Source organism: Rhodanobacter lindaniclasticus, assembly GCF_004799035.1.
Lineage (GTDB): Bacteria > Pseudomonadota > Gammaproteobacteria > Xanthomonadales > Rhodanobacteraceae > Rhodanobacter > Rhodanobacter lindaniclasticus.
Genome location: NZ_MWIO01000003.1, coordinates 69,806 through 90,598, shown reverse-complemented (window position 1 = coordinate 90,598; position 20,793 = coordinate 69,806). Strand labels below are relative to the sequence as shown.

Here is a 20,793-nt window from a genome sequence, read left to right as displayed (position 1 = left end):
CGGCACGACCTCCGATTGAATCTCCTCTGCGCGGCGCTGCTGGTCGCGATTGCCGTCCCGGCCGCGGCGCAGGAGACTGCTCAGCCCTCGCAACCCGGCCAGCCCGCGCAGGTCACTACGCTCAAGGAAGTCACCGTCACCGGTTCGCGCATCAAGCGCACCGATCTGGAGCAGGCGCTGCCGATCACCATCATCGAAAAGCAGAAGATCGACGCGCAGGGCATCACCTCGGCGGAACAACTGCTGCAGTTCCTCAACATCGCCGGCAACGGCGCCGACGGACTCACCTCCGCCGCGGTCGACATGGACCTCGGCGAACTGCGCGGCACCGCCGGCGTGTCGGGCGCGAACCTGCGCGGGCAGGGCTCCGACGCGACCCTGGTGCTGCTGAACGGTCGCCGCGTCGCGACCCATGGCCTGCGCGGCCAGGCGGTGGACCTGAACTCGATTCCGTTCGCGGCAATCGATCGCGTGGAGGTACTGCGCGACGGCGCGTCGGCGATGTACGGCACCGACGCCATCGGCGGCGTGATCAACTTCATCACCCGCACCGACTATCGTGGCGTCACGCTCAACGCCGGTGTCGACGTGACCGCCGACGGCGGCGGTGGCATCACCACCTACAGCGTGCTGGGCGGCATCGGTGATCTGGATCGCGACGGCTGGAACGCGTGGGGCACGATCAACTACCGGCGCGCGCAGATCCTGCGCAGCGGCCAGCGCGACTTCGCCAACAGCTTCCAGCCCGACCGCGGCGTCTCGCCCGACACGCGCGGCACGCCGTTCGCGACGGTGACCAACGCCGCCGGCGGCATCATCAACGACTCGCTGACCGATCCGGATGGCGGCAACGCCATGCGCTACATCAACATCCTCAACCTGCCTGGCGGTGCCGGCTGCGAGAACGGTGGCGCCAACATGGGGCCGTACGATTACCGGCTGTGGGACGGCGGCAGTTCCAAGTACGCCTGCGCCTGGGATTATCCGGCCGCGCAGGCGCTGCAGCAGCCGCAGGACAGCGTGCAGTTCCTCGGCCACGCCACCCGCAAGCTCGGCGGGGATCACGAGTTCTACGTGGAGGCGATGAGCTCGCGCGTGAAGGTTCGGCGCGAGTACGAGCCGTTGCAGCTCACCTCCAGCGCGTCGTCCACCGCCGTGCTCGACCCGAGTACCTGGTATCCGCTGAACGCGGATACGCAGCCGACCTACGACATGATCTACAACGCCATCGCCGACTATTTCGGCACCGGCGACCTGGTGTATGGCAACAAGATTCCGTACCGCTGGCGCTGCATCCCCTGCGGCCGGCGCGAGATCGAGACCACCACCAAGGCCTATCGCCTGCTGGCCGGGGTGAAGGGCAGCATCGGCAGGTGGGATTACGACGTGGGTCTGTCGCGCGCGTCGAGCAAGGCCGAGTCGGTGCTCGCCGGGGGCTACTATTTCTCCAGCGGACTCAAGCAGGCGCTCGGCAGCGGCTTGCTGAATCCGTTCCTGATGCCGAACGAGGCGCAGAACCCGGCCGGCATTTCCGCGCTGCAGGCGGCGTCGGCCACGGGAATCCATCTCTACGGCGGCGAGTCCACGGTCACCTCGCTGGACGCCAGTTTCAGCGGTGGCCTGGGCTTCAGCCTGTGGGGCGGCGAAGCGCAGCTGGCGACCGGCTTCGAAGCGCGGCGCGAGGAGTTCGAGTTTGGCGGCGTGCAGGAGTTGAACGGCTTGCCGCTCAACTACGACACCATCTACCAGGCGCCGTTCGACGAAACGAGCGAGCTGCCCAAGGTGCATCGCAACGTGAAGGCGGTCTATGCGGAGGTCTACCTGCCGATCGTCAAGACGCTGGACGTGACCCTGGCCGTGCGTCGCGACCAGTACGACACCTTCGGCGGCACCACCAATCCGAAGTACTCGTTCAAGTGGCAGCCGATCGAGTCGCTGGCGTTTCGCGGTGCGTACAGCACCGGTTTCAAGGTGCCGGAGTTCACCAAGCTGTTTGCCGGCGTGAACGAGGTCGAGTACTTCGGCCTCGACCTGGCCGACCCGGCCAGTTGTCCCGGTGGCGTGGCCAATTCGACGGTGCCGGGCTGCGAGCTGATCCAGCCGACCATCATCACCGGCGGCAAGACCGACCTGCAGCCGGAGACGGCTCGACAGAAGAGCCTGGGCTTCGTCTACGCACCCACGCCGCGTTTCAACCTCAGCCTCGACTGGTGGGAGATCGAACGCAGCAACACGATCCGCTCGCCCAACCTGCCGACGCTGATCGAGAACTACGACCTGTTCGCGGCCAACTGGATCCGCGACAGCAGCGGCAAGGTGACCGCGATCGACCGTCGCTTCATCAACTCCGGCGGCACCCTGATGAGCGGCGTGGAACTGGATGCCAACCTCACCGGCGAACTGGCCGGCGGCCGCTGGCACGTCAACCTCAACGGCAGCTACATCAACACCTTCAAGGAGAAGCCGCTCGCCAACCAGCCCTACAGCAGCAATGAGGTGGGCGAGTACGTGCAGTTCTACAACCTGCCGCTGAAGTGGAAGCACACACTGAGCCTCGACTGGTCCAAGGGTGATTGGACACACACGCTGAGCCAGATCTATCGCGCCGGCTACAAGGACGAGGAGCCGATCAGCGTTGCCAACGGCAGCTACATCCCGCCGAACTGGAACCCCGACGTCGACGATTACATCCTCTACAACTACAGCCTGAACTGGACCGGCCTGCCGAACACCAAGCTCAGCTTCGCGGTGCGCAACCTGCTGAACACCGATCCGCCGTTCACCGCGCACCAGGTCGACTTCGCCTCGGGCGCCGCGTGGGAGCCGCGCGTGGCCGATCCGCGCGGCCGCTCGTTCTACCTGATGGCCGAATACACGTTCGATTGACCGCTGCATCCAGCTGCCGCCGGTGGACCGGCGGCGGCCACCGGAGAACTCCATGTCCGAGCGCCAGCCCACGCCTCCTTCTCCCGGCCGCCGCCGATTCCTGCTGGCCACCGCGGGGACGGCCGTGGCGCTGGCCGTCGACGCGCACGCCGCGCCTCTGCTCGGCCTGCCGGGGCAGCTCAGGGCGACGGGCGCGTTCAACGCCTGGATCGAAATCGATCCGGCGATTTTCGAGGACAACCTGCGACGGGTCGAGGCCGCCCTGGTCGGCCACCCGAAGATCTGCGCCATCATGAAGGCCGACGCCTACGGTGTCGGCATCGACCTGGTGATGCCCAGCGTCATCAAGGCGTGCATCCCCTATGTCGGCATCGCGAGCAACGAGGAAGCGCGCATGGTGCGCGCCTGCGGCTACAAGGGCCGCGTGATGCGCGTGCGTGCCGCCACGCTGGACGAGATCCACGACGGTCTGCGTTACGACCTGGAGGAGCTGGTGGGCAACCTCGCCCAGGCGCAGGCCATCGGCGCCTGGGCGCGCCAGCGCGGGCGCACATTGCGTGTGCACCTGGCGCTGAACTCGGCGGGCATGAGCCGCAACGGCATCGAGATGCAGACCGCGCGCGGCCGCAATGACGCCGAGGCGCTGGCGAAGATCGAAGGTCTGCGCATCGTCGGCCTGATGACCCACTTCCCGACCGAGCAGCGCGCCGACGCGCTGCAGGGCGTCGAGGCCTTCAAGACGCAGGCCGCGTGGATGTTCGCCCATACCGCCTTGCGGCGAGAACACGTGCTGCTGCATGCCGCCAACTCCTACGCCGTCCAGCACGTTCCCGAATCGCACCTGGACATGGTGCGCCCCGGCGGCGCGCTGTACGGCTATGGCGGCACGCCCAAGCCGCCGTTCGCGCATGTGGCCGCGTTCAAGTCGCGGGTGACCGAGGTGCAGGCCTATCCCGCCGGCGACACGGTGAGCTACGACCGCACCTGCGTGCTCAAGCGCGATTCGCTGCTGGCCAATATCCCCGTCGGCTATTCGGACGGCTACCGCCGCGCGTATTCCAACAAGGGAGCCATGCTGATCCGCGGCCAGCGCGCACCGGTGATGGGCAACGTCACCATGAACACCACCATGGTCGACGTGACCGATATCCCCGGTGTGCAGGCGGGCGACGAAGTGGTGATGTTCGGCAAGCAGGGCGATGCCGAAATCACCCAGGCGGAAGTCGAGCAGGTCACCGGCGTGATCCTGGCCGACCAGTACACGGTATGGGGCGCGTCGAACCCGAAGATCCTGCGCCGCCGCTGAGTGGGCCGCGCCGAGACCTGCGGCAATTTGCTGCAGGCCGGAGCATGGCGCGGATCGTTCGCCTTGGCAGGACTTGACTGGAGTCAAGGCATCGTCGTGCGGTGGGGACCAGCATCCCTCCTGACGGCACCGCACAGGTGCCGGTGAAGCGAGGTACCCCATGGAATTTCATATTGCGCTGACCAGCGCGTCGCCGGAACCGATGGTGGTGCAGGACGCCTTGTTCGACGTCGACCCGACTGCCGTGGTCGACCTGGACATGAGCGGCCTGGTAATGCGCGTGTCCGCGGCGGCGTCCGCGACGGACCTGGTCGAGGTGTTGCGCCAGGTCGGCTGGCCGGTGACGCCGGCGCAGGTAGTGCAGCTGCCGTCGATCTGCTGCGGCGGTTGCGGCGGCTGACGTCGATACGGTGCGGATCGACGAGCGTGCTGCTTGCCCGCCGCCGCCCGCCATTGCCCCAGGGGTGATTTTCAACGCCCCAGTGACGCCATTCCCGCGCAGGCGGGAATCCACTTTCGCCCCGGTGAAGCCAACCCGGATTCCCGCCTTGGCGGGAGCGGCGCACGCCAGGGCAGTCGTTCCCGTCCCCAGGAGCATCCCGCCATGTCGTTCGACATCGTGATCATCGGCGCCGGCCCGGCCGGCTTGTGCTTCGCCCGTTCGCTGAAAGGCAGCGGCCTGCGCATCGCGCTGGTGGAGCGGCAGGAAGAGGCGGCGCTGATCGCGCCGGCCGACGACGGCCGCGAGATCGCGATTACCCACCACTCGCAGCGGCTGCTGCGCGAGCTGGGCCTGTGGGCGCGCCTGCGCGAGGAGGAGATCGGCGCGCTGCGCGACGCCATGGTGCTCGACGGCAACGACCGCGACGGTCTGATGTTCCGCCACGGCGAGGCCGGCACGGAGCAGCTGGGCTGGCTGCTGTCGAACCACGCGATCCGTCGCGCCGCGTACGAAGAAGTGATGGCGCTACCCGAGGTCGAGCGCATCACCGGCGCGCGGGTCGAGGCGGTGCGCACCGGCAGCGAAGGCGCGGAGGTCGTGCTGGACAACGGCGACACGCTGCGCGCGCCACTGCTGGTGGCGGCGGACAGTCGTTTCTCCGAGACGCGGCGCGCGATGGGCATCGGCGCGCAGATGCGCGACTTCGGCAAGACCATGCTGGTGCTGCGCATGCGCCATCAGGTGCCGCACGAACAGGTGGCGTGGGAGTGGTTCGGCCACGGCCAGACCCTGGCCCTGCTGCCGCTGCACGATGCGCATGCATCCTCGGTGATGCTGACCCTGGCCCCGCCGGCGATGCGCGAGTTGCTGGCGCTGGACGATGCGGCGCTGGAAGCCGCCATGGCCGCACGCTTCGGACACCGGCTGGGCACGATGAGCGTGGCTGGCCCGCGCTGCGCCTACCCGCTGGTGGGTGTGTACGCGAAGCGTTTCGTGGCCGAGCGCTTTGCATTGGTCGGCGACGCGGCGGTGGGCATGCACCCGGTCACCGCGCATGGCTTCAATTTCGGCCTGCTCGGGCAGGATCTGCTGGCGCGCGAACTGCGTGCCGCGCACGCCGCCGGCCAGCCCATCGCCGCGCCGGCGCTGCTGGCGCGCTACGAACGCCGGCTGCGGCTGGCCACGCGGCCGCTGTACCTGGCCACCAACGCCCTGGCCGGCCTGTACACCGACGACCGCCGCCCCGCGCGCGCGTTGCGCAAGCTGGCGCTGGGCGCGGGCGCACGGCTGGCGCCGTTCCGGCGGCTGGTGATGGCGGGGCTGACCGCCGAACATGGCGGCGTGCCGGCGCCGCTGCGGCGGCTGCGTCCGCGCATCCCGGCCTGACCGGGGAGCGCAGCACGCCACGCTCCGGCCTGCGCCGGAGCACCGCCGGTCATGGTGCGAGGCTGGAGGCGATGCGCACCTCGCCGGTCAGCACCTTGTGGATCGGGCACTTGTTGGCGATCTGCAGCAGGCGCTCGCGCTGTTCGTCGTCCAGCGCGCCCTGCAGGGTGATCACGCGGGTGATGTCGTTGCCCGATTCGGGCGTGCCGTCGGGATTGAACGCGAGCTCGACGTCGACATGTTGCAGCGGCCACTGCTTGCGCGCCGCGTACATCTGCAGCGTGATCGCGGTGCAGGCGCCCAGCGCGGACAGCAGCAGCCGGTGCGGCGCCGGGCCGGTGTTGGCGCCGCCTTCCTCGAGTGGCTCGTCGGCGTGCCAGGTATTGCCCTGGTCGTCGGTGAAATCGACCGCGTACGGCGCATTGCCGGTGCTGGCGCGGACGGTGGGGATGCTCATGGCGGGTACTCCTTCGTCGGGTTTCAGATCACGTCCCACAGGTAGCCGTCGTGCACGAGCACCGCGCCGGCCAGCTGCTCGATCGCCGCGTCCTCGTTGCGCTCCAGCCCGCGCACGTTGCGTGCCATGCGCCGGCGCGCCTGCCGTGCGAACACTTCGGCGATGCTCACGGCTTCGTCCGCGGCCGGGTGCGACTGCTTGGCCAGGGCATCGGCGCGCGACAGCACGCACAGGCCCACGAACAGGTCGATCGCGATGTCGGCCAGGCGCTTCTGCGCGTACTGCATGTCGGCCGCCTTCTTGCCGTAGCGGCGCAGCAGCGCGTCGGACGACTTGGACAGCTCCACCGTGTACTTCTCGTAGGTGGCGGCCACCTTGCGCAGCCGCGGCGACAGCTCGTGCGCGATGCGGTCGATGCCGTAGCCGGTGGCCTCGCGCATGCGCCGGCCGGTGTAGCTGCCGAGCACGCCGAAGCCCTTGATCGGCTCGTTGAAGATGTCGCCCACCGCCGCCTTCAGCTCGCTGAGGCCCGCGCCCACGCCCTTCAGGCCGGACAGCGCGACGTACAGCCGCAGGATCTCGTTGGTGCCCTCGAAGATCGACAAAATGCGCGTGTCGCGGGTGATCTGCTCGTACGGGAACTCGCGCATGAAGCCGTTGCCGGCGGCGATCTGCAGCGCCTCGTAGGAGGCGCGCTGCACCGCCTCGCTGGCGAACACCTTGCTCATCGCCGCCTCGACCGAATAGTCGCTGCCGCCGGCGTCGATCAGGTGGGCCACCATCCACACCGCGCTCTCGGCGGCAAAGCAGTCCACCGTCATCTGCGCGATCTTCTCGCGCACCAGGCCGTACTCGGCGATCGGCTGGCCGAACTGCTTGCGCTCCTTCGCCTGCGCGCAGGCCAGGCGGATCAGCGTGCGCATGCCGCCCACCGCGCCGCCGCCCAGGCCGGTGCGGCCCGAGTTGAGGATGCTCATCGCCACCTTGAAGCCCTTGCCGACCGGGCCGAGCACGTTCTGAGCCGGCACCCGCACGTCGGCGAACGCGACCGTGGTGGTGCTCGATGCGCGGATACCCATCTTGTCCTCGTGCGGGCCGTGGCTGACGCCCGGCCACGCGGCTTCCACGATGAACGCGGTGAGCTTGCCCTCGGGCGTGTCGGTACGCGCGAACACGGTGTAGAAGCCGGCAATGCCGCCGTTGGTGATCCAAATCTTCTCGCCGGAAAGCGTCCAGCTGCCGTCGTCGTTGCGCGTCGCCTTGGTGCGGATCGAGGCGGCATCGGAGCCGGCGCCGGATTCGGTGAGGCAGAACGCGGCGATCATCTCGCCGGTGGCCAGCTTCGGCAGGTAGCGCTGCTTCTGCTCGTCGCTGCCGAACAGCAGCAGGCCCTTCATGCCGATCGAGCTGTGCGCGCCGATGGTCAGCGAGACCGAGCTGTCGTGGCTGGAGGTCTGGCCCAGCACGCGCGCGTAGGCGCCATTGGACAGCTCCATGCCGCCAAATTGCTCGGGGATGATCAGGCCGAACAGGCCCATCTCGCGCAGCGCCTGGATGAACTCGGCCGGCTGCTCGGCGTCGCGGTCGTACTGCTTCAGCGCGGCGGCCTTGTCGGCCAGGAATTCGTCGATCGCGTCGGTCATCGCCCCCAGCATCTCGCGGTCGCGCGCGCGGATCTGCGGGTAGGGGAACAGGTTCTCCTCCAGGATGTTGCCGAGGAACAGCTGTTTGGCGATGCTGTCGTCGCTGCGCAATGCCGTGTCAGCGGGGGTGGCGGGCGACGACGGATTCATGGCAAGTTCTCGGTGGCGGAATCTTTCCCATTCTGGCACTTCCACCGGGCCGGGCCATGCCGCCCATTGCCGCACCCGGCGCCGCGTGCCCGGCCATCGGCGCTGGGCGCGGGAAACGGCTTGAAACGCTGCGTCGGCGCACCCAAGTCTTCAGCGAGACAGTGTCGTACTGTCGGGTTTGCGGAGGTGGAATCATGGCAACCGGCTGGGCCGGAGACGGCGCCGTGCAGGATCAGATCGACGCCACCGTCAACGACGGTGTGCAGCGGGCGCGCCAGCAATTGCGCCAGGGTCCGGGCCTGACCCATTGCGAGGAATGCGAGGCGCCGATCCCCGCGGCGCGCCGCGCCGCCGTGCCCGGCGTGCGTCTGTGCGTGGCCTGCCAGCAGGAGCGCGACAGCGAGCGCGCCGCCGGCCTGTACAACCGCCGCGGCAGCAAGGACAGCCAACTGCGCTGAGCCGGGGTCGGGAGCCGGGCAGCATGGATGGCGGCGGGTGTTCCGGTCACTGGCGAACGCCGCGGCCGGCGACGCGGATCACACCCGGCTTGCAGGGCAGCGGAGTATCGTGTTGCGACCAGCATTCGTCACAGCGACTGTCGTGGAGGTACCGGTTTGACCCCGACGCCCCCCGCCGAACTTGCCGCAGGCATCGACTATTTCTTCGCGGTGCGCCCCGACAGCCAGGCGCGCGCGGAGATCGCCAACGCGGCTGCACGTTTTCGCCGCTCGCAGCGTGCCAGCGGCGTGCCGGTGGCGGTCGACAACCTGCACCTCGCCTTGTGTCCGGTGGGCCGGCCCGAACGGCCGCAGCTGTCGCTGGAGCGCGCCATGCTGGCCGCTGGCGCCGCGGTGCGGGGCAACGCGTTCACGGTCACGCTGGACGCCGCTATGCGCTGCATCCCCAGCGGGGGACAGTTTCCCTTCGTGCTGTGCGCGGACCCGGTCACCGCCGTGGCGGCGCTGGAGCTGCGCAAGGCGATCGCCGCCGCGCAGCGCGCGCAGGGTCTGCAGGTCAGCGGCGTCTCCAGTTTCCATCCGCACGTGGCCTTGCAGCACGGACCGGCGATCGACGCGATCGAGGAGTCGATCAGCCCGATCCAGTGGCGCGCGGCGGAGTTCGTGCTGATCCGCAGCTTCTTCGGCCAGGCCAGCCACGAAGTGATCGGTCGCTGGCCGCTGGCGAGCGCACCCGCCCCGGCCGTGGTCGACATGTTGGCCGAACTGGCCAACATGCCTGACTTGCCGGCACCTCCTGACGAATGAGGCGCCGGTCCGCGGATAGCTAGATCGGCGGCTCTGCCCGGGCCTGCGGCGTGCTTGCACGCCGCTGCCGCGCCAGCGCGTGTTCGCGCTGGGCGATGTAGAGGCTGGCGCCGATGATGATGGCCGCGCCCAGCGCGGTGTAGTGATCCACCGCCTCGCCGAAGATCCACCACGCCAGCACCGCCACGATCAGCAACTGCAGGTAGCTGAAGGGCGCCAGCATGGAGGCTTCGGCCAGGCGCAGGGCGCGCGTCCAGCAATAGTGGCCGCCGGTGCCCAGCGCACCGGAAAGCCCCAGCCACGGCCAGATGTCCGCGTGCGGCCATTGCCACACCGCCAGCGCCGCGGGCAGCGACAGCGGCACCCACAGCAAGGTGGTCAGCAGCACGATGCGGTCGGCCGGTTCGCTGCCGGTCAGCGACTTGATGCTGATCGTCACCGCGCCGGTGAGGCCCGCCGCCAGCAGCGCCACCAGGCTGCCCGGCGCAAACGCGGCGCTGCCCGGGCGCACGATCACCAGCACGCCGATGAAGCCGGCGATCACCGCACTCCAGCGGCGCAGTCGCACCACCTCGCCGAGAAAGATCACCGCGCCGATGGTCACGAACAGCGGCGAGGAATACGACAGCGCCACCGCCTCGGCCAGCGGCAGGTTCACGATCGCCCAGAAGCCGGCCAGCATGCCGCCCATGCCCAGCACGCAGCGCATCACGTAGAAGCCGAAGCGCGGCGTGCGCAGCAGCGACCAGCCCGGCCCGATCAGCAGCGGCAGCGCGAACAGCGCGCCGAACGCACTGCGGAAAAACGTGATCTGGAACGGATGCAATTGCGCCGAGGCCAGCCGGATCGACACCGCCATCAGCGCGAACAGGCTGGCGCTGGCCAGCATCAGCAGCACCGCGCGTGAGGGCAGCGCGGAAGGTGGCGACGAGGGGAGGGTGGGAGCCAGGGCCGGTCGCCGCAACGATGAAGGTGGCGCGCATGGTAACGCAACCGCTCTTCGCAGCCGTAGGGCGGGCACCGCCCGCCGCTTTTGGTCACGGGACCACGAAGAGCCGGCGGGCAGTGCCCGCCCTACGGCACCGCTGGATGGGCGCGGCGCGGGGTGGTTTTCCTTACCTTCCGTGTTCCTTGCCGCCCGACCACGCCTGCAGGCGTTCGCGCACGGCCGGCTCCAGGCTCTTCATGCCCCAGCGACGGCCTTCCGCCAGCGCCGCGTCGCTCGATTTGCCGCCGATCAAGGCGGCGCGCAGCGCGATCATCGCACCGACCCGATTGCTGCTGGCGCAATGCACCAGGGTCTCCCGCACGCCGGCCTCGCGCAGCAGGCGATCGAACTGCGCCACGTTGTGGCGGGTCAGGTCGGCGGCGCCGTGGATCGGCAGGTTGTGATAGCCGATGCCGGCCGCGCGCATCGCGGCGGCCTCGTCGAAGCGCGGCGTCTCGCTGTCGACGCTGAGGTCGATCACCTGCGCGATGCCGGCCGCCTTCAGCGCGGCAACGTCACCCGCCTGCAAGCGGCCCGAGGCCACCCGATGCGGCGCCGGGAACGACGCGTTCGGCAGACCGGCCAGCGCGGCCTCGGCCGGTGCGGCAGCGTGCACGGCGAGCGGGGTGATCGCCAGAAGCAATGACCACAACAGGGATCGAAGCATGTATGCAATCTCGCGATGAGCCATCCACAGGATAGCCGACGCCACCGGCCTACTGCCGCGGCTGCAGCCGCAGCCCGCGCGGCGTCAACCATCGCTCGACCAGTTCGAACAGGCCTTGCACCAGCAGCGCCAGCACCGCGGCCGGGATCGCGCCTTCCAGGATCAGCGGGATGCTGTCCAGCCGGATGCCGGTGAGAATCGGCTGGCCGTAGCCGCCGGCGCCGATCAGCGCGGCCAGGGTGGCCGTGCCCACGTTGATGACCGCGGCGGTCTTGATCCCGGCCAGGATCGAGCGCATCGCCAGCGGCAATTCGATGCGGCGCAGCCGTACCCGCTGCGGCAGGCCCAGTGCCGCGGCCGATTCCATCAGTTCAGGCGCAATGCCGACCAGGCCGGCATGCGTGTTGCGCACGATCGGCAGCAGGCTGTACAGGAACAGCGCGGCCACCGCCGGCCAGGTGCCGATACCCAGCAACGGGATCATGAACACGAACATCGCCAGCGACGGCACCGTCTGCAGCACGCCGGTGGCGGCGATCACCAGTTGCCCAAGCCGGCGTCGACGTGCGGCGACGATACCCAGCGGGATGGCCAGCGCCAGCGCCAGGCCGAGCGAGATCGCCACCAGTTCGACGTGTTCCACGCTGCGCTGGCGCAGCCGCTGCCACAGGCCGCGCCGCCCCGCCTCGATGCGGGTACCGAGGAAGTCGGCGGCCACCACGCTGTCGCGGCGACCGTCCAGCTTCACCGCGGCGTTCATCGCGCGCATCGCCTGCTCGTAAATGCGGTCGGCGAGGTGGCGCAGTGCGGCGACGAAGGCGGGTTCGTCCCGCTCCAGCGCCAAGCGGTACAGGAACACTGCCTGGTAGCGCGGAAAGTAGTGCTGGTCGTCGATCAGGGTACGCAAGTGGTAATACGGGATCTCCGCGTCGGTGCTGTACAGGTCGATCGCATCCACCGCGCCGCTGGCCACGGCGCGGTAGGACAGCGCGTGGTCCAGCCCGCTGACCTTCGTTTGCGGCAGGGCGTAGGCGCGGCGCAAACCCGGCCAGCCGTCGCCGCGATCCATGAACTCGTTGGAGAAGCCGAAGCGCAATGACGGGTGCGCGCGCAGGTCGGAGATGCGGCGGATGCCCAGCCGCGTCGCCTCGTCCTGGCGCATGCCGATCGCATAGGTGTTGTCGAAACCGAGCGAGTCGGTGATGCCGATGCCCAGCGGCTTCAGCCGGGCGCGCAAGGTGGCGATGTCGGCGTCCGCCGCCACGCCGTGCAGCAGCTCCTGGGTCAGTGTGCCGGTGTATTCGGGGTAGGCGTCGATGTCGCCCTGCTGCAAGGCCTTCCACAGGATGCGGGTGCCACCCAGTTCGCGCTCGTGCACGGCCTGGACGCCGGCATCGCGTGCGGCCAGGCGCGCGATCTCGCCCAGGATCACCGACTCGGTGAATTGCTTGGAGCCGATCCGCACCGGTTGTGCGAGTGCCCGCACGGGCAGCACGCACGCGAGCAGCACGATGGCGAGGCGGGCAGGCATGCCGGTCATGGCGCGGCCGGCAGCGTGCGTTGCGCCTGCACGAACTGGCGCACGAAATCGTCGGCCGGACGGTCGCGCAGATCCGCGTAGCTGCCGTCCTGCACCACTGCGCCGCGGCGCAGCAGCACCAGCCGGGGGGCGAACCAGGCCGCCTCGGCCAGGTCGTGGGTGACCACGATCACGGTCTTGCCCAGCTCGCCGAAGAGGCGCTGCAGTTGCCCCTGCAGTTCGTGGCGCACGATCGGGTCCAGCGCACCCAGCGGTTCGTCCAGCAGCAAGGCGTCGGGGTCGACCATCAGTGCACGCATCAGCGCCACGCGCTGGCGCTGGCCGCCGGAGAGTTCGGCCGGGTAGCGCGCCAGCGCGTCCGGCGGCAACCGGGTGAGTTGGGCCAGCGCCTGCGCGCGCTCGCGGATACGTTGCGGTTCCCAGCCCAGGTGTTGCGGCAGCAAGCCCAGATTGCCCAGTGCGGTGAGGTGCGGGAACAGCCCGCCGTCCTGGATCACGTAGCCCACGCGGCGGCGCAGGGCGAGCACGTCGGCCGGCTGCAGGGCGTGGCCGTCCACGCGAACGCAGCCGCTGTCGCTGCGCTCCAGCCCCAGCAGCAGGCGCAACACGGTGGACTTGCCCGAACCGCTGCTGCCGATCAGCGCGGTGGTGCTGCCGGCCTCGAATGTCAGCTCGATCGGCTGCAGCGCCACGACGTTGCCGTAGCGCTTGCTGGCGCCGTCGAGCGCGAAACGGATGCCGCCATCGACCTCAGCGGCGGACATGGTTCCGGTCGCGGTGGGAGCCAACCCGCAGCGTGGTCCGGCGCGCGTTCACGCGGGCGGCACCGTCGTGGCGAAACGGGCGAGGAATTCGGCGGCCGGTTGCGGCCGGCCCAGGTGGAAGCCCTGGCCGAAGTCGCACCCCATCTCGACCAGCAGCGCCTGCGTGACCGGATCCTCGATGCCTTCGGCAGTGGTGGTCAGGTCCATGTGGTGGGCCATGTTGATGATCGCGCGCACCAGCTTGGCGGTGTGCGGCTCGCTGCGGATCGCGCCGATCAGCGACTGGTCGATCTTCAGCTCGGTGGCCGGGAACTGGCGCAGGTAGGCGATCGAGGCGTAACCGGTGCCGAAATCGTCGATCGCGATGCCGATGCCGCGGTCGCGCAGCCGGCGCAGCACCTGCACGCTCAGATCGAGGTCGTTGACCAGGGTGGTTTCGGTGATCTCCACGATCACCGCGGTCGGCGGCACGCCCCAGATTTCCAGCGCACCGAGCAGTTGCTCGACCATGCCCGGGCGCGACAGCACGCGCGGCGAGAAATTGATCGCGAAGCGCAGGCCCTGGAACGACGACAGGCTGGCCACGTGGCGCAGGGTGGTGTTCATGCTCCAGCGGGTGAGCACCGAGATCAGGTCGCTCTGCTCGGAGAACGGCACGAAGTTGGCCGGCGAGACCTCGCCGTGGCTGGGGCTGCTCCAGCGCGCCAGCGATTCGGCGCCGGCCAGGCGGTCGCTCTGCAGGTTCCAGATCGGCTGGAAGAACACCTGCAGGCGGTTGGCGTCCAGCGCCTCGCGCAGTTCGTCGTAGAAGATCTCGACCTGGGTGTCGTGCGGCTCATAGACCACGTACAGCTCGCCGCGCCGCTGCGCCTCGTCCAGCGCCATGCTGGCGCGGCGGCACAGGCGGTCGGCGCCGGGGCCGTGGTCGGGGTACAGCGCGATGCCCATCACCGGCCGCACCAGCCAGGGTGAGGCGGTGCCGTCCAGCGGTTGCTCGAAGGCATGGATCAGGCGTGTGCCGGCGAGCAAGGCGTGGTTGGCGCTCAGCATCGCCGGCAGCAGCACCACGAAGCCGTCGTCGCCCGCGCGGAACACGCGATCGATCGGGCGCAGCGAACGCTGGATCAGCGCATGCGCCATGTCCTCGGCCTGTTCGCCCTGGGCGTAGCCGAAGCGCAGGCTGATCTCGCGCAGGCCGGGCACGCGCAGCATCAGCACGGCGAAGCGCTCGTCCTCGCCGGCGGCGATGTGGGCGTCGATCTGCTCGAAGATGTGTTCGCGATTCAGCATGCGGCGGCGGGCCAGTGGGGGAGCGGGCGGACGGGCGGCAAGGTTGCCATCATTACAGGAAGAAGCGGCTGGCATCGATGCCGTAGTCGCCGACCGCCAGGCTGCGCACGATGTCGACCTCGTCCTTGTCGCCCAGCTGCATCAGGTCCACCGGGCGAAAGTCCTCCAGCGGCTGCTTGTTCGGCGTGCTCAGGATCGCCACGCGCGGGCGCAGCCGGCGCACCTGGTTCTGCGCCATCACGATCGCCACCTCGCCGGTGCTCAGCTCCACCAGCGAACCGGTGGGATAGACGCCCAGGCAAACCTGGAATTGCTCGACCACCTCGGCCTGGTGCAGGCGGTTGCGCGCGGCGTAGATCTGCTGCAGCGCCTGGGTGCGGGAAATGGGTGCGCGATAGGGGCGGGCGCTGGACATCGCATCGTAGCTGTCGATGATGCCCAGCATGCGCCCGCTGATCGGGATGGCGTGGCCGGCCAGGCCATCCGGATAGCCGCTGCCGTCGTGCCGCTCGTGGTGGGTGCGCACGATGTCGAGCACGTCGAGGTTGGCGATGCCGGCTTCGTCCAGCAGGGCCAGTCCGTGATCCACGTGCGAGCGGATGATGTCCACCTCGCTGGGCGCCAGCGAGCCCGGGTATTGCAGCAGCTGCTCCGGCAGGCGCGTCTTGCCCACGTCCATCAGCAGGCCGCCGGCGGCGAGGCTGAAGATGGTTTCTTCATCGAAACCCATGTGCCGGCCGAATGCCGCGGCCAGCGCGCTGCAGCTCACTGCGTGGCTGTAGGAGTAACTGTCGCTGCGGCGCAGGCCCTCGACCAGGAAGAACGCGTCCGCGCTGCGCAGCACGGTGGCCACCAGCGGGCGCACCGCCTGTTCGACGTGTTCCACCGACAACTCGCGACCACTGGTCACGTCCTCGAACAGGCCGTCGATGATCTGCGAGGCGTTCTCCAGCGCGGCGCGGGCGCGCGGCGCCTCATCTTCGACCGCTGCCAGGTCGGCGTAGTGGGTGCTGCTGTTGAAGCGGAAGCGCGAGGCATCGGAGCGCGTCAGCGCCAGCGGGGCATCCTGCGGCACCAGTCGGCGGGCGTCGATCCAGACCTCGCGACACAGTCGCTGCAGGATATCGATATCTTCCAGCCGGGTCAGCGCGACACCTTGCAGCGCGAACGGTGTCTCTTCCCATGGCCGATCCAGCCGGCACACGAACATGCCCAGCTGCAGATCGGCCACGTCGATTCGACGCTCTTCGATTTCGAAAGCCACGCTTGCTCCGGCCGGGTGGTGGGCGCCGAATTCCGGCAGCGCGGTCGCGCTTCAGCGTCCAGCGGCGAGGTTAGCAGCAGTGCGGATCGTCGCGCCAACGGCTGGCCGCTGCACCGTGCGGCGGCGTACCCTGTGCGCCCTCGTTCCGTGGACGCCGCCTCCATGCCGCTGTCGCACCGCCTGATACGTTTCGTTCGTACCGGCCATCTCTACCTCGGCGTGTTCACCGCGCCGATGCTGCTGTTCCTGGCGCTGAGCGGTGGCCTGCAGACTTTCGGCCTGCATGAGGCCAGCCGCGGCAGCAGCTACGCGCCTCCGGCGTGGCTGGCCAGCATGGCGCAACTGCACAAGAAGCAGACCCTGCAGGTGCCGGTGCGGCGCCCGCGCCCGGCGGCAACGGCGGCCGAGGCGGCGCCGGTCGCGCGGGCAGCGGTGCAGGTTGCGCCCGCGGCGCCAGGGACGCGGCGCAACCTGCTGCCGATGAAGATCTTCTTCGCCGTGGTCGCGCTGGGCCTGCTCGTGTCGGTATGCAGCGGGCTGTACATGGCCTGGCGCTTCACTCGCCGGCCGCAGCTGTTCGGCGCCGTGCTGCTGGGCGGGGTGGCCGCGCCCCTGCTGTTGTTGCTGGTCTGAGCCGGCTGCGGCATGCCGAACCGCCAGCTCGACCACACGCAGCATCGACCGGCGCGCCCCGCGTTCGCGCTGCGCTACCTGGTGCACGACTTCGAGGTGCCGATGAACGTGGGCAGCGTGTTCCGCATTGCCGACGCGCTGGGGGTGGAGATGATCCACCTCACCGGCGCTTCGGCGGTGCCGCCCAACCGCAAGTTGCGCAGGACCTCGCGCGCGACCGAGCAGCACGTGCCGTTCCGCCACGACGACGATCCGCTGCCGCTGCTGCACGAACTGAAAGCCGCCGGCTACCGCATTGTCAGCCTGGAGCTCACCAGCGCCAGCATCGACATCCGCGACCTGCCGGTAGCCGCGGGCGAGCGCATCTGCCTGGTACTCGGTTCGGAAAACCGCGGCGTGAGCCAGGCCCTGCTGGATGGCTCCGACCAGACCGTGCACATTCCCATGCTGGGCGTGCATTCGTCGATGAACGTGGCCACCGCCTGCGCGATCGCCACGTTCGAGATCATCCGCGCGTTTCCGGTGCCGCCGGCTTGATGTCGCGGTCGTGGAGAGGTGGGGTTTCGGTCGGCGCGGGCGCGCGTCCCGCGGGTCGATCCGGCGCACCGGCGGGTGCGGTCATCATCAATCGGTCGACCGGATAACCACGCTGGCGCGAGTGTTCCACGAGGGTCTGCAACAGCGCGGGATCCATCGTGGGCCGGCGCGAGAGGATCCACAGGTGGTTGCGACCAGGGCCGCCGATGACCGCCCACCGGTAGTCGGCGTCCACCTCGATCACCCAGTAGTCGGCCCATGCCATCGGCAGCCAGGTCAGCCAGGCGGGCGCGAAGCGCACTTCCAGCGCGGCAGGCTGGCGTTTCTTCATCCGCGCCACCCCATCGACGGACATCCGGCCCTTGCGGGTGCGGCAGGTGTTGTGCACGTGGATGGTGCCGTCGGGGTTCGGCGTGTACGTGGCGGTGACGGCATCGAGGCACTCGCGCTCGAAGTACATCGGCAGGCGCGCGATTTCGTGCCACTGGCCGGCGTAGCGATGCAGGTCCAGCGACGGCACCGGCCGGTTCGGCAAGCTGGTGGCGGCAGCGGACCAGGCGATGGCCATGCTCGCCACGATCAGCAGCCGGCAGCACATGCGCATGGTCTGGCTCCGCAGGAAGTGCGTGGCGCGATGGGGGAAGGATTGCGGAACTTCGGTGTCCGGTCTAGCGGTAGCGCGCTTCCTGCAGGTCGATCTCGCGTACCAACCGGCGCGAGACTTCATCGGAAACAACGGCGACGCGTCGGTACTGCTGGAAGGGATCCCCAATCCGCGAGCGCAACGCACCCGCCCCGAATGGTCACCGCTCCTGCGGAGGCAGGGGCGCGGGGAAATTGGCCGTATTGCCGGCGGCTGGTCGTGGCGCGGCCAAGGGCATACCATCGCCCGTTCCCGTCGCCCGTCCCCAGGCCCAGGAGATCGCGTGCAGCCGATCATCGACGTCAGACAGCTCAGCAAGACCTACGCCTCCGGTTTCCAGGCGCTCAAGCCGATCGACCTGCAGATCCGCCAGGGCGAAATCTTCGCGCTGCTCGGCCCCAACGGCGCCGGCAAGACCACCCTGATCAGCATCGTCTGCGGCATCGTCAACCCCAGCGCGGGCAGCGTGCTGGCCGGCGGCCACGACGTGGTGCGCGAGTACCGCGCCGCGCGCTCGCAGATCGGCCTGGTGCCGCAGGAGCTGACCACCGACTCGTTCGAGACGGTGTGGAATACGGTCAGCTTCAGCCGCGGCCTGTTCGGCAAGGCGCCAGACCCGGCGTACATCGAAAAGGTGCTGAAGGACCTCTCGCTGTGGAGCAAGAAGGACAGCAAGATGATCACGCTGTCCGGCGGCATGAAGCGCCGGGTAATGATCGCCAAGGCGCTGTCGCACGAGCCGCGCATCCTGTTCCTGGACGAACCCACCGCCGGCGTCGACGTGGAGCTGCGCCGCGACATGTGGACGATGGTGCGCGCGCTGCGCGCCAGCGGCGTCACCATCATCCTGACCACGCACTACATCGACGAGGCCGAGGAGATGGCCGACCGCATCGGCGTGATCAACAAGGGCGAGCTGATCCTGGTGCAGGACAAGGCCGAGCTGATGAACAGGCTCGGCCGGCGGCAGCTCACCTTGCAGTTGCAGTCGCCGCTGGCGGCCATCCCTGCCGGACTTGCCGGCCACGCGCTGGAGCTGTCCGCTGACGGCCAGCAACTGGTCTACACCTTCGATGCGCAGGCCGAGCGCAGCGGCATCGACGTGCTGCTGCGCCGGCTGGCCGAACTGGGCATCGACTTCAAGGATCTCAGGACCAGCCAGAGTTCGCTGGAGGACATCTTCGTGGACCTGGTCAGGGAGCGCGCATGAACATCCATGGCATCCGCGCGATCTACCGTTTCGAGATGGCGCGCACGCGGCGCACGCTGCTGCAGAGCATCGTCTCGCCGGTGATCTCCACCTCGCTGTACTTCGTGGTGTTCGGCGCGGCGATCGGCGCGCACATGAACGGCATCGACGGGGTCAGCTACGGCGCCTTCATCGTGCCGGGCCTGATCATGCTGTCGCTGCTCACCCAGAGCATTTCCAACGCCTCGTTCGGGATCTATTTCCCCAAGTTCGTCGGCACCATCTACGAGATCCTGTCGGCACCGGTGTCGCCGTTCGAGATCGTCGCCGGCTACGTCGGCGCGGCGGCCAGCAAGTCGATCATCCTGGGCACGATCATCCTGGCCACCGCGCGGCTGTTCGTCACCTTCGAGATCGCGCACCCGCTGTGGATGGTCGCGTTCCTGGTGCTCACCGCGGTGACTTTCAGCCTGTTCGGCTTCATCATCGGCATCTGGGCGGACAACTTCGAGAAGCTGCAACTGGTGCCGCTGCTGATCGTCACGCCGCTGACCTTCCTCGGCGGCAGTTTCTACTCGATCCACATGCTGTCGCCGTTGTGGCAGAAGGTGACCCTGTTCAACCCGGTGGTGTACCTGATCAGCGGGTTCCGCTGGAGTTTCTACGGCGTGTCCGACGTCGGCGTGGGGATCAGCCTGGGCATGACCCTGGTGTTCCTCGGCATCTGCCTGGGGCTGGTGTGGTGGATCTTCCGCAGCGGCTACCGGCTGAAGGCGTGAACCGTGCCGGTTGAACGAATCGAGCGGGCGCCAGTCCCAGCATTATCCTGAAGACAACCCGAGGGGAATCGCATGCGCAAGCAGGCATCAACCGGAAGCTGGATCGCCGCGGCGATCGTGGTGATCGTGCTGGTCGGCGCGGGCGTGTGGCTGGTGCGCCGGGCCATGCAGCCGGAGCTGACCAGCCCGCCGGCGGCGGAAACCGCGACCCCGGCATCGAGCCGCAGTGCAGCGGCGGCACCGATCCAGCATCCGATCGCGCAGGTGCAGGCCGCCCCGGCCAGCGCCTCCACCGCACCGCTGCCGGCGCTGGATCAGAGCGACGACGACGTGCTGGCCGCCTTGCAGCGGCTGGCCGGCGACAACGAGCTGTCGCTGCTGCTGGTGCGCCCGCAGATCATCAACCGCATCGTGGCCAGCATCGACGCCATGCCCGGGCGCAGCCTCGGCGGCATCATGATGCCTGCGCGCCCGCCCAAGGGCGCCTTCGTCACCGGTGAAATGGACGGCCAGACCGTGATCGGCGACGCCAACGCCGCGCGCTATGCGCCGTACATGGCGATCGTCGAGCAGGTCGACCCGCAGGCGCTGGTGGCCTGGTACGTGCACGCCTATCCGCTGTTCCAGCAGGCCTACGAAAACCTGGGCTATCCGCACGGCTACTTCAACGACCGCCTGATCGTGGTGATCGACAACCTGCTGGCCGCGCCCGAACCCGCCGCGCCGCCGGCACTGCTGCCGTCCAAGGGCCAGTACGTGTTCGCCGATCCGGCGCTGGAGGCGCGCTCCGCCGGCCAGCGCCTGCTGCTGCGCACCGGAGCGGCCAACGAGGCGAAGATCAAGGAGCGACTGCGCACGATCCGCAGCCTGCTGGTCGGCCAGCACCTGCAGCCTGCCGCAGCGGGTTCGGCCACTGGAGCCGCCACGCCGAAATAGCCAGGCTGCCGACTCATTGACGGGTAGG

Annotated in this window: 19 protein-coding genes and 1 pseudogene; 11 read left to right on the top strand and 9 right to left on the bottom strand. The window is 69.0% G+C overall.

Annotation, left to right across the window (positions count from 1 at the left end):
• Window positions 1-15 precede the first annotated feature (15 nt).
• The 4 genes from B1991_RS01040 to ubiM all read left to right on the top strand — a co-directional run bounded on the left by B1991_RS01040 (window position 16) and on the right by ubiM (window position 6,020).
• Entirely contained in the window at window positions 16-2,886 is a 2,871-nt protein-coding gene (locus B1991_RS01040; RefSeq protein ID WP_246031015.1) for a TonB-dependent receptor domain-containing protein, read from the top strand.
• A 52-nt stretch (window positions 2,887-2,938) separates the two neighbouring features.
• Window positions 2,939-4,192: an alanine racemase gene (gene alr / locus B1991_RS01035; protein ID WP_136256844.1), complete on the top strand. Its 1,254-nt coding sequence runs from the start codon at window positions 2,939-2,941 to the stop codon at window positions 4,190-4,192.
• Window positions 4,193-4,352: 160 nt separating this feature from the next.
• Entirely contained in the window at window positions 4,353-4,592 is a 240-nt protein-coding gene (locus B1991_RS01030; protein ID WP_136256843.1) for a hypothetical protein, read from the top strand.
• Window positions 4,593-4,796: 204 nt separating this feature from the next.
• Window positions 4,797-6,020 carry a 5-demethoxyubiquinol-8 5-hydroxylase UbiM gene (gene ubiM, locus B1991_RS01025; RefSeq protein ID WP_136256842.1) on the top strand — a complete coding sequence of 408 codons (1,224 nt, stop codon included), beginning with the start codon at window positions 4,797-4,799 and terminating at the stop codon, window positions 6,018-6,020.
• 49 nt (window positions 6,021-6,069) lie between these two features.
• On the opposite strand, the gene B1991_RS01020 is transcribed toward ubiM, so the two are convergent.
• Window positions 6,070-6,477, bottom strand: coding sequence for an OsmC family protein (locus B1991_RS01020; RefSeq protein ID WP_136256841.1), 408 nt, complete (start codon window positions 6,475-6,477; stop codon window positions 6,070-6,072).
• Window positions 6,478-6,500: 23 nt separating this feature from the next.
• A complete protein-coding gene (locus tag B1991_RS01015) occupies window positions 6,501-8,270 on the bottom strand; it encodes an acyl-CoA dehydrogenase family protein (RefSeq protein WP_136256840.1) in 1,770 nt (589 codons plus the stop codon).
• Window positions 8,271-8,464: 194 nt separating this feature from the next.
• On the opposite strand from B1991_RS01015, the gene B1991_RS01010 reads away from it, so the two are divergent.
• Together B1991_RS01010 and B1991_RS01005 are read left to right on the top strand one after the other, a co-directional pair.
• Window positions 8,465-8,728: a DksA/TraR family C4-type zinc finger protein gene (locus tag B1991_RS01010; protein ID WP_136256839.1), complete on the top strand. Its 264-nt coding sequence runs from the start codon at window positions 8,465-8,467 to the stop codon at window positions 8,726-8,728.
• Window positions 8,729-8,884: 156 nt separating this feature from the next.
• The gene (locus tag B1991_RS01005) at window positions 8,885-9,535 is read left to right on the top strand and encodes a 2'-5' RNA ligase family protein (protein WP_136256838.1); all 651 of its coding nucleotides are present in this window, start codon (window positions 8,885-8,887) and stop codon (window positions 9,533-9,535) included.
• Window positions 9,536-9,554: 19 nt separating this feature from the next.
• Here B1991_RS01005 and B1991_RS01000 read toward each other — a convergent pair whose 3' ends face one another.
• From B1991_RS01000 to B1991_RS00975, 6 genes are all read right to left on the bottom strand, one after another.
• On the bottom strand, window positions 9,555-10,424 hold the full coding sequence (locus tag B1991_RS01000) for a DMT family transporter (protein WP_168709552.1): 870 nt from the start codon (window positions 10,422-10,424) through the stop codon (window positions 9,555-9,557).
• A gap of 226 nt (window positions 10,425-10,650) precedes the next feature.
• A complete protein-coding gene (locus B1991_RS00995) occupies window positions 10,651-11,190 on the bottom strand; it encodes a protein tyrosine phosphatase family protein (RefSeq protein WP_136256837.1) in 540 nt (179 codons plus the stop codon).
• Window positions 11,191-11,239: 49 nt separating this feature from the next.
• Complete coding sequence (locus B1991_RS00990) at window positions 11,240-12,721, bottom strand: ABC transporter permease/substrate-binding protein (RefSeq protein ID WP_210772068.1); 1,482 nt, start codon at window positions 12,719-12,721, stop codon at window positions 11,240-11,242.
• Window positions 12,722-12,726: 5 nt separating this feature from the next.
• Window positions 12,727-13,494 (bottom strand): ATP-binding cassette domain-containing protein, encoded by a 768-nt coding sequence (locus B1991_RS00985; protein ID WP_136256835.1) that lies wholly within the window; start codon window positions 13,492-13,494, stop codon window positions 12,727-12,729.
• Window positions 13,495-13,542: 48 nt separating this feature from the next.
• Window positions 13,543-14,784, bottom strand: coding sequence for a putative bifunctional diguanylate cyclase/phosphodiesterase (locus B1991_RS00980; protein ID WP_136256834.1), 1,242 nt, complete (start codon window positions 14,782-14,784; stop codon window positions 13,543-13,545).
• 52 nt (window positions 14,785-14,836) lie between these two features.
• Complete coding sequence (locus B1991_RS00975; protein WP_136256833.1) at window positions 14,837-16,048, bottom strand: HD-GYP domain-containing protein; 1,212 nt, start codon at window positions 16,046-16,048, stop codon at window positions 14,837-14,839.
• A 162-nt stretch (window positions 16,049-16,210) separates the two neighbouring features.
• Between B1991_RS00975 and B1991_RS00970 the strand changes: the two genes are divergently transcribed.
• Both B1991_RS00970 and B1991_RS00965 read left to right on the top strand, forming a co-directional pair.
• Entirely contained in the window at window positions 16,211-16,681 is a 471-nt protein-coding gene (locus B1991_RS00970; protein WP_136256832.1) for a PepSY domain-containing protein, read from the top strand.
• A 12-nt stretch (window positions 16,682-16,693) separates the two neighbouring features.
• Complete coding sequence (locus tag B1991_RS00965) at window positions 16,694-17,218, top strand: RNA methyltransferase (protein ID WP_136256831.1); 525 nt, start codon at window positions 16,694-16,696, stop codon at window positions 17,216-17,218.
• A gap of 73 nt (window positions 17,219-17,291) precedes the next feature.
• Here B1991_RS00965 and B1991_RS00960 read toward each other — a convergent pair.
• Window positions 17,292-17,822, bottom strand: a pseudogene (locus B1991_RS00960) (lipocalin family protein); the annotation flags it as partial.
• Between the two features lie 322 nt (window positions 17,823-18,144).
• Here B1991_RS00960 and B1991_RS00955 point away from each other — a divergent pair.
• The 3 genes from B1991_RS00955 to B1991_RS00945 all read left to right on the top strand — a co-directional run bounded on the left by B1991_RS00955 (window position 18,145) and on the right by B1991_RS00945 (window position 20,765).
• Window positions 18,145-19,071 carry an ABC transporter ATP-binding protein gene (locus tag B1991_RS00955; protein WP_136256829.1) on the top strand — a complete coding sequence of 309 codons (927 nt, stop codon included), beginning with the start codon at window positions 18,145-18,147 and terminating at the stop codon, window positions 19,069-19,071.
• On the top strand, window positions 19,068-19,829 hold the full coding sequence (locus B1991_RS00950; protein ID WP_136256828.1) for an ABC transporter permease: 762 nt from the start codon (window positions 19,068-19,070) through the stop codon (window positions 19,827-19,829). Before B1991_RS00955 ends, B1991_RS00950 begins: the two co-directional genes overlap by 4 nt.
• A 72-nt stretch (window positions 19,830-19,901) precedes the next feature.
• The gene (locus B1991_RS00945) at window positions 19,902-20,765 is read left to right on the top strand and encodes a DUF3014 domain-containing protein (RefSeq protein ID WP_136256827.1); all 864 of its coding nucleotides are present in this window, start codon (window positions 19,902-19,904) and stop codon (window positions 20,763-20,765) included.
• Window positions 20,766-20,793: the final 28 nt, after the last annotated feature.

Bases quoted from the DNA above. Each gene is read 5' to 3' on its own strand.
- alr (WP_136256844.1), top strand. From the start codon at position 2,939: ATGTCCGAGCGCCAGCCCACGCCTCCTTCTCCCGGCCGCCGCCGATTC.
- B1991_RS01030 (WP_136256843.1), top strand. From the start codon at position 4,353: ATGGAATTTCATATTGCGCTGACCAGCGCGTCGCCGGAACCGATGGTG.
- ubiM (WP_136256842.1), top strand. From the start codon at position 4,797: ATGTCGTTCGACATCGTGATCATCGGCGCCGGCCCGGCCGGCTTGTGC.
- B1991_RS01020 (WP_136256841.1), bottom strand. From the start codon at position 6,477: ATGAGCATCCCCACCGTCCGCGCCAGCACCGGCAATGCGCCGTACGCG.
- B1991_RS01015 (WP_136256840.1), bottom strand. From the start codon at position 8,270: ATGAATCCGTCGTCGCCCGCCACCCCCGCTGACACGGCATTGCGCAGC.
- B1991_RS01010 (WP_136256839.1), top strand. From the start codon at position 8,465: ATGGCAACCGGCTGGGCCGGAGACGGCGCCGTGCAGGATCAGATCGAC.
- B1991_RS01000 (WP_168709552.1), bottom strand. From the start codon at position 10,424: ATGCTGGCCAGCGCCAGCCTGTTCGCGCTGATGGCGGTGTCGATCCGG.
- B1991_RS00995 (WP_136256837.1), bottom strand. From the start codon at position 11,190: ATGCTTCGATCCCTGTTGTGGTCATTGCTTCTGGCGATCACCCCGCTC.
- B1991_RS00990 (WP_210772068.1), bottom strand. From the start codon at position 12,721: ATGCCTGCCCGCCTCGCCATCGTGCTGCTCGCGTGCGTGCTGCCCGTG.
- B1991_RS00985 (WP_136256835.1), bottom strand. From the start codon at position 13,494: ATGTCCGCCGCTGAGGTCGATGGCGGCATCCGTTTCGCGCTCGACGGC.
- B1991_RS00980 (WP_136256834.1), bottom strand. From the start codon at position 14,784: ATGCTGAATCGCGAACACATCTTCGAGCAGATCGACGCCCACATCGCC.
- B1991_RS00970 (WP_136256832.1), top strand. From the start codon at position 16,211: ATGCCGCTGTCGCACCGCCTGATACGTTTCGTTCGTACCGGCCATCTC.
- B1991_RS00965 (WP_136256831.1), top strand. From the start codon at position 16,694: ATGCCGAACCGCCAGCTCGACCACACGCAGCATCGACCGGCGCGCCCC.
- B1991_RS00950 (WP_136256828.1), top strand. From the start codon at position 19,068: ATGAACATCCATGGCATCCGCGCGATCTACCGTTTCGAGATGGCGCGC.
- B1991_RS00945 (WP_136256827.1), top strand. From the start codon at position 19,902: ATGCGCAAGCAGGCATCAACCGGAAGCTGGATCGCCGCGGCGATCGTG.